Source organism: Pseudodesulfovibrio sp. S3, from assembly GCF_004025585.1.
Classification (GTDB): Bacteria; Desulfobacterota; Desulfovibrionia; order Desulfovibrionales; family Desulfovibrionaceae; genus Pseudodesulfovibrio.
Window position 1 is genome coordinate 354,410 of record NZ_QTZO01000002.1, and the last position, 12,458, is coordinate 366,867.

Genomic DNA, 12,458 nt, shown 5'->3' on the forward strand with positions numbered 1-12,458 from the left:
CAACATCCCGAAATTCGTTCAAAGACCAGCCTTGCGACTGAAAGGCAGTTGGAGTACCGTGCGCCCCATGACGAACTCGCGCATAACAAGAGACACCCTGCTCAATGATGTCCGCCGTGTGGTGGTCAAAGTCGGCTCGGCCGTGGTGACCACCGGGGACGGACTGAACTGCGACGCCATCAACCGACTCGCCGACCAACTCGCCGCCCTTGTCAACCTGAGGCTGGACGTGGTCCTGGTCTCGTCGGGAGCAGTGGCCGCAGGACGGCAACGCATATTCGAACGCACCAGCACGAAGAGCAAGAACAACAGGGACATGGCATCGAGGCAGGCCGCCTCGGCCATCGGCCAGGGACGGCTCATGCACGACTATGACGAGGCCTTTGCACGGCACGGCAAGATCACGGCCCAAATGCTGCTCACCCGGAGCGGGTTGAAGAACCGGGAACGATTCCTGAACGCTCGCAACACCATGGAACGGCTGCTGGAATGGGGTGTCATCCCCATCGTCAACGAAAACGATCCCGTATCCACCAAAGAGCTTGAATTCGGCGACAACGACACCCTCGGGGCCATGTGCCTCGGCCTGATCGGAGCGGACCTGTTCATCAATCTCACGTCCGCAAACGGCGTATATGACCAGAACCCGGATGCTCATCCGGAGGCCAAACCCATCCCCACCATCGACAATATCAGCGCGCTGGACATAGAGGCCATGTGCGACGGCAAGACCAACGTGGGCACGGGCGGCATGTATTCCAAGCTGCGTGCGGCCCGACGTGCGGCCCAACTCGGCGTCCCCACCCTGATCGTGTCCGGCAGGGGTGAATTCGACATCCTGAACGTCCTCAAGGGCGGTGAAGGCGGCACCTTGATCCTGCCCGAGGACAGGACCGTCTCCAGCAAGAAATTCTGGCTCGCCTACCACGACAACCCGTCCGGTGCCATCCTGGTGGACAAGGGGGCGGCAAACGCCCTGCTCGCCAAGGGCAAGTCGCTCCTTCCCATCGGCGTCGCCGACGTGGACGGATGTTTTGAGCGCGGCGCCCTGATCTTCATCAAGACCCTGGAAGGCGATCAACTCGGCGTGGGACTGTCCAATTTTTCGGCGGACGAACTGACCCGCATCAAGGGAAAACGCACGGACGAGCTGGCCGCCATTCTCGGCCCGCTTCCCCATGACGAGGCTGTCCACCGCGACAACATGCTCCTGGATGCGGCCATTTGATGCGAAGGCTCTATCTCGACAGGAATCTCCAGTTCGTCTTCGGCGTCACGCTGATGGCCATAATCGGGGTCTCGTCCATCATCCCCGCGCTGCCCGACATCATTGTCGGCCTCAACATCAGCCCGGTTCAGATCGGGCTGGTCATCTCCGCATTCACCCTGCCGGGCGTGCTCGTGTCTCCCCTGGTGGGCATTCTGGCCGACCGTGTGGGACGCAAGGTCATTCTGGTCCCGTCCCTTTTCATTTTCGGCGGATTCGGTTTTGCCTGCTTCTTTGCCCAGACCATAGAACAGTTGCTCGTCCTGCGTTTTCTCCAGGGCATCGGAGCCGGCCCCCTGGGCGTTCTCTACGGGACCATGATCGGAGACCTCTATCAGGGCAGGGAACGCGGACAGGCCATGGGCTACAATGCCAGCGTGCTTGCCATGGGCACGGCGGGATTCCCGGCGCTGGGCGGTCTTCTGGCCCTGCTGGGCTGGAACTACCCGTTCCTGCTCCCCCTGCTTGCCATCCCGATGGGACTGGCCATATCCCTGTTCATGAAGACACCGGAGCCGCAAAAAAACGGCAGCCTCAAGGACTATTTCAACGACGCCTTCCAAATGATGAAGACACGACAGGCACTGAGCCTTTTTGCCACCACGCTGCTCACCTTCATCATCCTCTACGGCCCCGTCGTCACCTACCTGCCGCTGCTGCTCAGCGTCCGGTTCCAGGCTTCGGCCCCTGCCATAGGCATGGTCTTTCTGGTGTCATCCGGCTTCGCCGGTATCGCCGCATTCCAACTGGGGCAACTCACCACCCGGTTTGGCCAGCGCACCCTTCTGGGCACGGCCGCAGTGTTCTACGCCCTGACCATGCTCTTCATCCCCCTTGCCCCCAGCCTGCTGCTGACCATCCCGGCGGTCATGTGCTTCGGCCTGGCCCAGGGATTGAACATCCCCATCGTCATGACCATGCTGGCCAGTATCGCCCCCATGGAACAACGCGGCGCATTCATGGCCGTCAACGGGCTGATCCTGAGACTGGCCCAGACCCTGGCCCCCGTATTCATGGGGGGCGTCTATGCCATGTTCGGCATGAACGCCGTTTTCTGGAGCGGCCTATTGAGTGCTGCAACCATCCTGATCATCGCCCTGTTTTTCATCAAAAACACCGATTAGCGGCCACCCACCCCTAATATGAGACTCGGATCGATCCGATAAGAAGACATGACCGGAATACGCTCGCGCTTACAACACAAACTCAATCCGCTGCACGTCTACTGCAGACTGCGCACCCTTGGCCTGGCCCACGGGACGGCAACCGCAGTGACGTGGTGCTATGAACGCGCCCTCTACCGCCGGGTTCTCGCCTGATCTCCCTGTCAGAAAAAGAGCTATGACTGCCGATACCGCTCGATAAAGGCGTCCAACCGATCCCGCTGTTTCTCCATGTGCAGAATCCAGGCCTCCAGAACCTCAAGCCCTTCAGGTGTGACCGAGTAGACCCGCTTGGCCGGACCGTCGCCCTCTGCATCCCAATTTGAAGTAACCAATCCCTCCTCGTCCATCTGACGAAGATGCCGATAAATCATACCGGGTGGCGCATCGCCGCGCAGAAACCCAAACTCGCCGATGGACTGGATAAGTTGGTATCCATAGGAAGGCCCTTTGCTCAAGGCCATGAGCAAAGAGGACTGAACGTATCTTTGCGGCTTTCCGCCGCCCACTTTTTTCGACATTTGTGCAAAGTCCTTCTTGACTATATGTGCTTAGAGGATATATAAACAGTATAGACAACAATCCACGAAGGCACAACACCAAGGAGGCAGTTATGAAAATATTCGTACGTGAGCGTCAGAGGGCCGATGAGGGAACCAAGAAACCGAGATTCAAGGTCGTGGGCGTCCAGGGCGGGGATCTCAAGCTCTATGCCAAACGCATCCGCAAATGCGAACTCAAGGAGATCGCCGAGATTACCGGAGCCGAGGTTATCTACCTGGCTCGGGACGGCGAAGGGGCCGAGGGCAAAAAAAAATAGCTCTAGAGAAAAAGACCGGAAGCATATAGCTCCCGGTCTTTTTTGCGTCTGATGCCCGGACTCAATCCTTGTAAATGATCGTGCCCACATGCTCCCCGTCAAGAGCGGGGATCAAATGTTCGGGATGCCGGAGAACGTCGATGATCTGGAAGGACTTCAGCGTCTTGGCGTTCTTGAGGAAGGTCAGGACCGGGCGCTCCACGATCAGGTCTTCCAGGTCCATCTCGATCAGTTCTTCCACATGAATCTTATCAAAATACTTCAGATCCTTTACGTTCTTGGCCTTTTTGGGGTCATTCTCATACATGCCCTTCTCGTCCTTCAGATAGATGAGCGACCTGGCGCCGATGTTCTCGGCCAGCAGAAAGGCGCCGGAGTCGGTGCGGTGGGGCGGGATGGAACCGATCTCGGCCGGATGCTCGAAGAACCCGTAGGGCGGGATGCCCGTGGTAATGGGTATATAGCCAAGCTGGCAGTACATGTGCAGTTGCTCCAGATGCGCGCCGTGGCCGATCATGGCCCCGCCGTGCTTGGCCAGCAGGACGGACAGCATCTCCGCATTCTGGGCGGACACCTTGTCGCCGAGTTTGGACAGGACGCCGGTAGGCATGCCCAGGTCAATACCGATAGTATAGACATGGCGGGCACGGGTTCCGCCGCCGCACATGAGCAGGATCTTGTGCTTTTCCTTGGCCTTGACCAGCTCATCCAGAATGGGGAACAGCGCCTTTGCGCCGCGGTCCATAATGGACTGGCCGCCGATCTTGAGTACGTTGACATCCGGCTGCATCCGAAAATACTCGGTTGCCTCGGTGGTCCTGAGCAGGGCCTTGCCAACCAGGGATTCTCCCAGCAGCGGTGTGTCTATATGCAACCGGCCTTTCGCGCCCTTTTCCTTGATCAGCTTGCCCATGTGTTTCCCTCCGGATCAGTGTTGTTGACGTGAGAGTACTATTTTACCTGTCCATAAAAATAAAGACAAGGTCGTTCTCGTTCTCGACGAGACAGCACCATGCTAAATGCTGATCTTCCCCTTTTCAATTATATAGGTCATGCAGATTCCCACGCCGAAGGCCCAGGCAAGGTTCGAGGCCATGGTGATGCCGAGCATGACCATCATGATAAACAACCCCGAACGCGTCTGGACGTCCTGAATGGTCAGAGCCAACTGTGCGCCCGCAAAGAAAAGCAGCATTCCGAGCACCCCCATGGGCAGCAGATGCAGCACATTGATCGATTGGGTTCCGAGGAACACGGCCAGTCCGATGAACAGCCCGCCGATGATCAGATTGGAACCGGGAGTGCGGGCACCGAAGGCGTAATGCGCAGCCAGTCCCCCTGCTCCATGGCAGACGGGCATACCGCCCACCATGGCCGAGAACACGTTGGCCAGCCCCATGGAGATGCACAGCGCCCTGTCCGTGACGCGCCGACTCTCGTGGCCGAAATACTCGAAGCTCAGGTCCCGGTTGGCGATGACCGCATTGCCCATGGTCATGGGAATCTGCGGTAACACCAAGGCCAGCAGGGCGAAGCTGAAGTCCGCGCCGGACGGGATGCCGAAAGGCAGGATTTCCGGCAGATACAGCCCCGGCTGAATGACGGTCAGCTCCCGCCACGCGCCAAATGCAACACCGAAAATCGCGCCGGTCACGACCACAACCAGCCCTGCCGGATAGCGGTTGCTGCGCAACAGGAACAGGGCTATCAGTCCAAAAAGTACACCTGACACCAGGGACATGGGCACCGGCCCCAAAGACTGGACCGTCATGAAAGGCTCCACGGCCCCGCGCATGACCTGCAACGGATTCTTGCCCACGATCAGGAACACGCCCTTGGACAGCAGAAGGATGCCGGTGGACAACTGCACACCGCGTATGACCGGCTTGGGCACGATTCTCGCCACCACATCCACCAGGCCCGTGGCGCCCAGGAAGAGGAGCAGCACGGCCACGAGCATGCCCGAAGCGGTAATGACCTCGGCAGACAGGGCCATGGCAATGCCGTAGGCGGCCACCACCTTCATGGGCTGCACGGCAATGGGCACCCTGTAATAGGTCCCGCCCACGACATACATGAGTCCCACGGTCAAAAACAATCCGGTGGCGGACAGCCCGTTTATCATGATCATGCCGAACGCCAGGGGCAGAAGTGTCCCCAGGTCGCCCATGCTCCCGGCCCATTCCATCCTGTTGAAGCTGATTTTCATATGGTTGTCCTGTGTAGATTTCACATAACTTACGAAGAATTTACAGATTCTACACAGGACACGCAACTTCAATCTGTTGACTTAGGCGGGCCTTTGAAGGACAATCCGCCCCAATCCGGGCTATTCCCGGAATTCAGGAGCCATTTATGAAACACGAGTCCATCAGCAAGCGGGATATGAAGCGCTACCAGCTTCAGGCAAAATCCATCATCGAGACCCTGCCGTTCATCACTGAATTTTTCGGCGAAACCATCGTCATCAAGTACGGCGGAAACGCCATGATCGATGAAAACCTGAAACGCGCCTTTGCCCTGAACATCATCCTGCTCAAATATATCGGCGTCAACCCCGTGGTCGTTCACGGCGGGGGACCTCAGATCGGCAAGATGCTGAGTGCGCTCAACATCGAGTCCCACTTCCGCCAGGGGTACCGTGTCACGGACGAGGCCACCATGGACGTGGTGGAGATGGTCCTGGTGGGCAAGGTCAACAAGGAGATCGTCAACCTGATCAACCTGCACGGCGGCGAGGCCGTGGGGCTGTCGGGCAAGGACGGACGGCTGATCACCGCCGAACCCAAGGAGCTGGCCATCGAAAAGAACGACGCCCCGCCAGAGATCATCGACCTGGGCAAGGTGGGCGAGGTCACCTCGGTCAACACCAAGCTCATCCACTCCCTGCTCAAGGACGGCTTCATCCCGGTCATCGCGCCCGTGGGCGTGGACGACCAGGGCGTGACTTACAACATCAACGCCGACTCTGTGGCCGGAGCCGTGGCTACCGCCCTCGGCGCCAAGCGCCTCTATCTGTTGACCGACGTACCAGGCCTGCTCGACGCCAACGGCGAACTGATCACATCCCTGACCGCCAAGGAGGCCTTTGAGGCCATCCGCTCCGGCGTGGTCACCGGAGGCATGATCCCCAAGATCAAGTGCTGCCTCGAAGCCGTGGCCGGGGTGGAGAAATCCGCCATCATCGACGGTCGGGTGGAAAACTGCATTTTGCTGGAACTGTTCACCAAATCCGGCATCGGCACCGAAATCACTTACTAACAGGCCGTTTAAATAATCAAAAAATGCAGACCGTTCAGTTATAGTGAGATGTAAGACGCAAAAAAAAGTTCAAGACCGAAGTGTACTTCCTGCACGTGAGGATTAATTTTTTTTGAAGCAACGCCGCAGGTCGCTGTTTTTCAACTGTCTGTTAGGAGCCACATGAGTCACGGTTTTTTCACCATCATCAGCCGCGCTGAATTCGAAACCCTGCTGCGGACATTCCCGCCGCTGGGAGAGGAAACCGTGGACCTGGCCCTGGCCTCCGGCCGTGTGCTGGCCCAGGACCTGACCGCAGCCCACGACTGGCCGCTGCTCGACCGTTCCTGCATGGACGGGTTCGCGGTCAACGCCCGCGACGTATTCGGTGCAGGAGAATCCAATCCCGGCTATCTGGAATGCGTGGCCAGCCTGTCTATCGATAAGTTGCCGGACATCGCCCTGAATCCCGGCGAATGCGCCCGCATCTCAACCGGCGGCGTCCTGCCCGAGGGCGCAGACAGCGTCATCATGGTGGAACACACCCTGTCCATGCAGGAAGACGCGGAAAACGGCACTATCGAAATCCGCAAGAGCATCGCTCCGGGTGAAAACGTCATGCAGCGCGGGGAAGACGCCAAGGCCGATGCCGTTGCCCTGCCCGCCGGAACAATCATGCGGCCCCAGGAAATCGGGCTGGCAGCCGCCCTGGGTTTCGAACAACTCTCCCTGACCCGCCGCCCCAGGGTAGGCATCCTGTCCACCGGCGACGAGCTGATCGAAGTCGGCCGGACTCCCCAACCGGGCCAGGTCCGGGACGTGAACACCCATACCGTGGCCGCCCTGGCCGAACTGGCGGGCGGCATGCCCACCCGATACGGCATCGTCAGGGACGACCTTGAAAGCCTGTCCCGCGCCCTGCAAAAGGCCATCGCCGAAAACGACCTGGTGCTGTTGTCGGGCGGCAGCTCCATCGGCGTCCGGGATCTCACTGTCCAGGCTATCGAAACCATGGATGATGCGCAGGTTTTGGCCCACGGCGTGGCGTTGAGCCCCGGCAAACCGACCATCCTCGGCCGGGTGGGCGAAAAGCCCGTGCTCGGCCTTCCCGGCCAGGTGACTTCCGCCCTGGTTGTCATGCACGTGCTCATCCTGCCCCTGATCCGCCACCTCCAAGGGGAAGCAGACGCTTTTTCGGAGTTGCTGCGCCCGATGCGCACGGCGGAACTCGCCCGCAACATGCCCTCCAAGCCGGGCCGCGAGGACTATATCCGCATCCGCCTGGAGGAAAGGGTCGGCCAACCGCCCCTGGCCCACCCTGTGCTGGGCAAGTCGGGACTGCTGCGGACCATTGTCCAGGCCCATGGCCTGGCCGCAATTCCGGCCACGTCAGAAGGGCTTTACGCCACAGAATTGATTGATGTGTGGATTATATAACAGACTGGGATTAAAGGATTCTGATTAAATACCCTTTTCCTGACCCTCAAGCTCGAGAATCTTCCATCCGTCCGTGCCCTTGATGAGGGCAAAGACCGAATCATCTTCCAGATTCTGATCCAGTTGTGCCACCTTGACCCGGTAGACGCCGAAGACCCGGACCTCGGCCACATCCTTATCCAGATAGATCAGTTCAAACCCCAGACCGGACGGGTCCACCTCGGACGTGCGCAGGGCTTGGTATGTGCCGCGCTGACGCTGGATCTGCTTGAACACCTCAAGCTGAAAATCAAACCGGTCGCGCACGTGAGGCGCGAACAGCATAGGATAATCGTCATCCAGCGAGGCTTGCTTGACGTAAAATTCTCTGAGCAGTTCCTTGATCTCTTCCGGCACCGAATTCTTCGTATCCACCGGCGGCGGAGCCGGCACGTGCACCGCCTGCACCGCCGTATCCCTCTCGCCGGCCATGGACGGACGACTCATCAGGGTGAGATAGAGTTTGACCTCGGAAACCGCCAGCTTCATCTTGGCCAGCGGCACCCCTTCAGGAAACACTTCGTCCACCACGACCCTGATCGATTTGAACGCATCGCCGTTGCACTCGATGATCTGCTCGCCCGGCTCGTCCCGGAGCCAGAACGGGAATTCGGTCCCGTCGGGATAGACGATGCGCCCCGAACGGATGCGCCGGAACTTCTCGAACTGCCCCTCGCCCTGATGCCCGTTGTAAACACCCAATCGGGTAACCCGCACCGGAACATCAAAGACAAATTCCATCCACTGTCCTTCACCGGACGAGATACTGCCCCCTGCCCAGGCCGTGGTCGGATCCCCGTCCATGAGATTCTCGGGAGCGTATGCCAGGACAAGGTCCATCTTGAAGCTGGAAACCTTGATATTCACGTCCATGGACAGGGCCGGACCGGCCATGAGCAGGGAGACCAGGAAGAGGATAATCAGACTTGTTGCGCGCATGACCACACTCCTAGCACAAGACACATGGGCAGTCCCGCACAAAAAAACGGGGGCCAATCGACCCCCGCTTACTATATTCAACGATATTAATGACTAATAACGGTAGTGGTCGGGTTTGAACGGACCTTCCACGTCCACGCCGATGTAATCGGCCTGCTTCTTGGTCAGCTTCTCCAGCTTCACGCCGAGACGCGCCAGGTGCAGACGGGCCACTTCCTCATCCAGCTTCTTGGGCAGGATCATGACCTTGGGATCATAGTCATTCTTGGCCAGGTCGAGCTGAGCCAGAACCTGGTTGGTGAACGAGTTGGACATGACGAAACTCGGGTGGCCGGTGGCACAACCGAGATTGACAAGGCGACCTTCGGCAAGGACGATCAGAGACTTGCCGGAAGGCAGGGTCCACTTGTCCACCTGGGGCTTGACCTCTTTCTTGATGCACTTGGGGTTCGCTTCCAGGTGAGCCATCTCAATCTCGGAGTCGAAGTGGCCGATATTGCAGAGGATGGCCTCGTCCTTCATGGCATCCATGTGCTTGCCGGTGATGACATGGTAGTTGCCGGTGCAGGTGACGAAGATGTCGCCCTGCGGAGCGGCTTCGTCCATGGTGGTCACTTCGTACCCTTCCATGGCGGCCTGCAATGCGCAGATGGGATCGACCTCGGTGACCAACACCCGTGCACCGAAACCGCGCATGGACTGGGCGCAGCCCTTGCCCACGTCGCCGTAACCCACGACCACCGTGACCTTGCCCGCCACCATGACGTCGGTGGCGCGCTTGATGCCGTCAGCCAGGGACTCGCGGCAGCCGTACAGGTTGTCGAACTTGGACTTGGTCACGGAGTCGTTGACGTTGATGGCCGGGAAGAGCAGTTCGCCTGCGCGCTGCATCTCGTAGAGACGGTGCACGCCGGTGGTGGTCTCTTCGGACACGCCGCGAATCTTTTTGGCAATCCCGGTCCACTTGGTCGGATTGGCCTTCACGCTGGCGGCCAGACGTTCCATGACGATCTGGAATTCAAGGACATCGTACTTCTGGTCGGCGATGGACGGATCAGCCTCGACCTTGACACCCTGGTGAATGAGCATGGTGGCGTCGCCGCCGTCATCCACGATGAGGTCAGGGCCGGAGCCGTCAGGCCAGGTCAGGGCCTGCTCGGTGCACCACCAGTATTCTTCAAGGGTCTCGCCCTTCCAGGCAAAGACCTTGGCCATGCCGGAGTCGGCAATGGCCGCTGCGGCGTGATCCTGGGTGGAAAAGATGTTGCAGGACGCCCAGCGGATATCGGCACCCAGCTCATAAAGGCATTTGATGAGCATGGCGGTCTGGATGGTCATGTGCAGCGAGCCCATGACCTTGAGACCCTTGAGCGGTTTGTCCTTGCCCTGCTTTTCTATGATGGACATAAGGCCCGGCATCTCGCGCTCGGACAGCTGCATTTCCATGTGGCCCCATTCGGCCAGGGACAGATCAGCGACCTTGTTTTCGCACGCGGGATCCACGGGCATGACATTCTTGGACATTGTTACCTCCAAATAAGGGGTTGGATATTAATTTTTTTCTGCCTCGTACAAAACAACAACGAGGCCCATGTTGACAGAAAATTCCGTAACGGCACTGATGGTAAACCGGGCTTTCTCCAACCACACGCACATCTTTTCACGCGGGATACCAAGCCTTCGGTCACCGTATTCCGAACGCATGAGTTCGTTCTCGTGCTGATCGAACTCGGCAATGATCAGCTTGCCGCCGATCTTGAGCACCCTGCCCGCCTCCCTGATGGCGTCTATGGGCCGGGTCAGGTGGTGCAGGACCAGGGACATGACCGTGCAGTCCGCTTCCCAGTCGCGCAGGGGCAGATGGGTCATCTCGCCGATGCGCAGGGACATGCGTGCGTTGTCGGGGAACCGCTCCTCGGCCAGCTCCAGCATCTTGGGCGAGTTGTCCACACCGATGACCTTGTCAGACGAGCGGGACAGGATTTCCAGCATGTCGCCGGGCCCGCAGCCGATATCGGCGGCGCAGGCACACTCCGGCAGCCGTGCCTGGATCTCTCGACCCAAGTCGAGATCGCCCAGAACTTCGGCGGTCATGCGGTCCCACTCGGGAGCTATCTCATCAAAGAACTGACGCGTGGCGGCAGTCCGTTCCCTGACGACCTTCTCGGCCCGATTGCGGTCCCGCTTCAACTCAGCTTCGCCTTCAAGCAACGCACTGACGCCGTTCAGGAACATGCGCCCCGGCCCGTCTTCGCTGACCCGGTAGAAGGCCCACAACCCTTCCCGGCGCACATGCACCAGACCGGACTCGGACAAGATCTTGAGATGACGGGAAATACGGGACTGCCCCATCTCCATGACCTGGACGATTTCACCGACGTTCAGCTCGTATTCCAGCAGAACGTTGACCAGTCGCGCCCGCGTATCGTCAGACAATGCTTTGCAATATTTTATTATTTCCATATTTTTCACTCTATATCAGTATATCTTGATATAAGGAATATCCGACTTCTAGCCCATGAACCCCAGACCCGTCAAGCCCTGTATGAACCGAGTCTCAATCTATCATTGAGCTAAAAACCAGCCTTAGGTATAGTGCCCTGAAACATAACCAATGAGGAATCCCCATGAAACTTACCCTTCCGTTAATCCTGATCGCCTGCCTTGCTCTCACCGCCTGCTCCGCCGCCACACAGAACATTCCCGTCAGCAGCAACCCTGACGGAGCCCTGGTCTTTGCCGACGGCAACCAGGTCGGACAAACCCCCTGCAACGTGACCCTGGAAAAGACGCAGCCGCATATATTGACATTCAAGAAAGACGGATTTCACCAGGTCGATGTCCAGATATCCCAAAAATACGACACGACAGGCGTCACCCGCGACGCGGCACAATCCGGCCTCAGCACCAGCTCCATGGGAGCCAATACCGAAGGTGCCGTGGCCAATGCCCTGATGACCATGGGCGCCGATGAGCAGAGCGGCGACGCCTATGTCCTCTCCCCCAGTTCCGTGGTCGTCCGACTGCAACCCATTGAGGCGCAGACCTCCCAGGCTGAAGGCGGGCAGGCCCCCATCGTCATCTCCAGTGACCAACTCGCCCCCGAAGACCGGGAGGCACTGGTCAAAACGACCGAGCCAGCGACACTGGGCAGCGCCATTGAGAACAACCCGACCCAAGAAGCCGAGGCCCTGCTGGAAGGCGCAGCCGTTGCAGCCCCGACCGTGGGAACCGAAAAGGAAGTGAGCCATCACTCCCACACCTCCACCCACTACAACGGTGACGGGTCAATGAAACAGACTTCCTCCTCCAGCTCGGTGAAAGTGGGCGTACACGTCAACCCGGTGGAGGCAGGACTCGGAGTCCTTCACCTGCTGGAAGACGCAGAGGGCGGCACGGATCAATCCAAAGAATAAACACAACAATACCAAGAGGCCCTGCATCAGCGGGGCCTTTTCCTTTTCCAGTCGGTCAGACTTCCGATAATGCTTGCTCTGCTCATCCGAATTTTGCAATAGTAGCATTGGACAGCCGCCAAGCCGGTTGGCGGAAT

13 protein-coding genes are annotated in these 12,458 nt (G+C 58.8%); 7 read left to right on the forward strand and 6 right to left on the reverse strand.

All coding sequences use genetic code 11. The features are described from left to right. The first annotated feature begins 67 nt into the window (after positions 1 to 67). The 3 genes from proB to DWB63_RS17190 are packed head-to-tail and all read left to right on the forward strand — an operon-like array spanning position 68 to position 2,586. Positions 68 to 1,228 carry a glutamate 5-kinase gene (gene proB / locus DWB63_RS03400; protein ID WP_128327404.1) on the forward strand — a complete coding sequence of 387 codons (1,161 nt, stop codon included), beginning with the start codon at positions 68 to 70 and terminating at the stop codon, positions 1,226 to 1,228. After that, on the forward strand, positions 1,228 to 2,391 hold the full coding sequence (locus DWB63_RS03405) for an MFS transporter (protein ID WP_128327405.1): 1,164 nt from the start codon (positions 1,228 to 1,230) through the stop codon (positions 2,389 to 2,391). The genes proB and DWB63_RS03405 overlap by 1 nt, the downstream gene beginning before the upstream one ends. 48 nt (positions 2,392 to 2,439) lie before the next feature. Beyond that, on the forward strand, positions 2,440 to 2,586 hold the full coding sequence (locus DWB63_RS17190; RefSeq protein WP_164879777.1) for a hypothetical protein: 147 nt from the start codon (positions 2,440 to 2,442) through the stop codon (positions 2,584 to 2,586). A 20-nt stretch (positions 2,587 to 2,606) separates the two neighbouring features. On the opposite strand, the gene DWB63_RS03410 is transcribed toward DWB63_RS17190, so the two are convergent. Then, positions 2,607 to 2,951, reverse strand: a complete 345-nt coding sequence (locus DWB63_RS03410) for a PadR family transcriptional regulator (protein ID WP_128327406.1) — start codon at positions 2,949 to 2,951, stop codon at positions 2,607 to 2,609. Between the two features lie 92 nt (positions 2,952 to 3,043). Between DWB63_RS03410 and DWB63_RS03415 the strand changes: the two genes are divergently transcribed. After that, the gene (locus tag DWB63_RS03415) at positions 3,044 to 3,250 is read left to right on the forward strand and encodes a hypothetical protein (RefSeq protein WP_128327407.1); all 207 of its coding nucleotides are present in this window, start codon (positions 3,044 to 3,046) and stop codon (positions 3,248 to 3,250) included. A gap of 61 nt (positions 3,251 to 3,311) precedes the next feature. Here DWB63_RS03415 and DWB63_RS03420 read toward each other — a convergent pair whose 3' ends face one another. Then, the gene (locus tag DWB63_RS03420) at positions 3,312 to 4,163 is read right to left on the reverse strand and encodes a uridine kinase (protein ID WP_128327408.1); all 852 of its coding nucleotides are present in this window, start codon (positions 4,161 to 4,163) and stop codon (positions 3,312 to 3,314) included. A 102-nt stretch (positions 4,164 to 4,265) separates the two neighbouring features. Continuing rightward, positions 4,266 to 5,459 carry a putative sulfate/molybdate transporter gene (locus DWB63_RS03425; protein WP_128327409.1) on the reverse strand — a complete coding sequence of 398 codons (1,194 nt, stop codon included), beginning with the start codon at positions 5,457 to 5,459 and terminating at the stop codon, positions 4,266 to 4,268. 176 nt (positions 5,460 to 5,635) lie between these two features. On the opposite strand from DWB63_RS03425, the gene argB reads away from it, so the two are divergent. Both argB and glp read left to right on the forward strand, forming a co-directional pair. After that, positions 5,636 to 6,511: an acetylglutamate kinase gene (gene argB / locus DWB63_RS03430; protein ID WP_128327452.1), complete on the forward strand. Its 876-nt coding sequence runs from the start codon at positions 5,636 to 5,638 to the stop codon at positions 6,509 to 6,511. A 162-nt stretch (positions 6,512 to 6,673) separates the two neighbouring features. Beyond that, the gene (gene glp, locus DWB63_RS03435; protein WP_128327410.1) at positions 6,674 to 7,927 is read left to right on the forward strand and encodes a gephyrin-like molybdotransferase Glp; all 1,254 of its coding nucleotides are present in this window, start codon (positions 6,674 to 6,676) and stop codon (positions 7,925 to 7,927) included. A gap of 24 nt (positions 7,928 to 7,951) precedes the next feature. Here glp and DWB63_RS03440 read toward each other — a convergent pair whose 3' ends face one another. From DWB63_RS03440 to DWB63_RS03450, 3 genes are all read right to left on the reverse strand, one after another. Continuing rightward, positions 7,952 to 8,905, reverse strand: coding sequence for a discoidin domain-containing protein (locus tag DWB63_RS03440; RefSeq protein WP_128327411.1), 954 nt, complete (start codon positions 8,903 to 8,905; stop codon positions 7,952 to 7,954). 93 nt (positions 8,906 to 8,998) lie between these two features. Further along, entirely contained in the window at positions 8,999 to 10,429 is a 1,431-nt protein-coding gene (ahcY, locus tag DWB63_RS03445) for an adenosylhomocysteinase (protein ID WP_128327412.1), read from the reverse strand. A 27-nt stretch (positions 10,430 to 10,456) separates the two neighbouring features. Further along, on the reverse strand, positions 10,457 to 11,368 hold the full coding sequence (locus DWB63_RS03450) for a metalloregulator ArsR/SmtB family transcription factor (protein WP_128327413.1): 912 nt from the start codon (positions 11,366 to 11,368) through the stop codon (positions 10,457 to 10,459). Between the two features lie 164 nt (positions 11,369 to 11,532). Here DWB63_RS03450 and DWB63_RS03455 point away from each other — a divergent pair, with 164 nt between their 5' ends. After that, positions 11,533 to 12,321: a PEGA domain-containing protein gene (locus DWB63_RS03455; RefSeq protein WP_128327414.1), complete on the forward strand. Its 789-nt coding sequence runs from the start codon at positions 11,533 to 11,535 to the stop codon at positions 12,319 to 12,321. The last annotated feature ends 137 nt before the right edge of the window (positions 12,322 to 12,458 follow it).

Excerpts from the sequence above, each read along its gene's own strand:
- DWB63_RS03455 (WP_128327414.1), top strand. The coding sequence starts at position 11,533 with ATGAAACTTACCCTTCCGTTAATCCTGATCGCCTGCCTTGCTCTCACC.
- argB (WP_128327452.1), top strand. The coding sequence starts at position 5,636 with ATGAAGCGCTACCAGCTTCAGGCAAAATCCATCATCGAGACCCTGCCG.
- glp (WP_128327410.1), top strand. The coding sequence starts at position 6,674 with ATGAGTCACGGTTTTTTCACCATCATCAGCCGCGCTGAATTCGAAACC.
- DWB63_RS03415 (WP_128327407.1), top strand. The coding sequence starts at position 3,044 with ATGAAAATATTCGTACGTGAGCGTCAGAGGGCCGATGAGGGAACCAAG.
- DWB63_RS03440 (WP_128327411.1), bottom strand. The coding sequence starts at position 8,905 with ATGCGCGCAACAAGTCTGATTATCCTCTTCCTGGTCTCCCTGCTCATG.
- DWB63_RS03425 (WP_128327409.1), bottom strand. The coding sequence starts at position 5,459 with ATGAAAATCAGCTTCAACAGGATGGAATGGGCCGGGAGCATGGGCGAC.
- DWB63_RS03450 (WP_128327413.1), bottom strand. The coding sequence starts at position 11,368 with ATGGAAATAATAAAATATTGCAAAGCATTGTCTGACGATACGCGGGCG.
- proB (WP_128327404.1), top strand. The coding sequence starts at position 68 with ATGACGAACTCGCGCATAACAAGAGACACCCTGCTCAATGATGTCCGC.
- DWB63_RS03420 (WP_128327408.1), bottom strand. The coding sequence starts at position 4,163 with ATGGGCAAGCTGATCAAGGAAAAGGGCGCGAAAGGCCGGTTGCATATA.
- ahcY (WP_128327412.1), bottom strand. The coding sequence starts at position 10,429 with ATGTCCAAGAATGTCATGCCCGTGGATCCCGCGTGCGAAAACAAGGTC.
- DWB63_RS17190 (WP_164879777.1), top strand. The coding sequence starts at position 2,440 with ATGACCGGAATACGCTCGCGCTTACAACACAAACTCAATCCGCTGCAC.
- DWB63_RS03405 (WP_128327405.1), top strand. The coding sequence starts at position 1,228 with ATGCGAAGGCTCTATCTCGACAGGAATCTCCAGTTCGTCTTCGGCGTC.
- DWB63_RS03410 (WP_128327406.1), bottom strand. The coding sequence starts at position 2,951 with ATGTCGAAAAAAGTGGGCGGCGGAAAGCCGCAAAGATACGTTCAGTCC.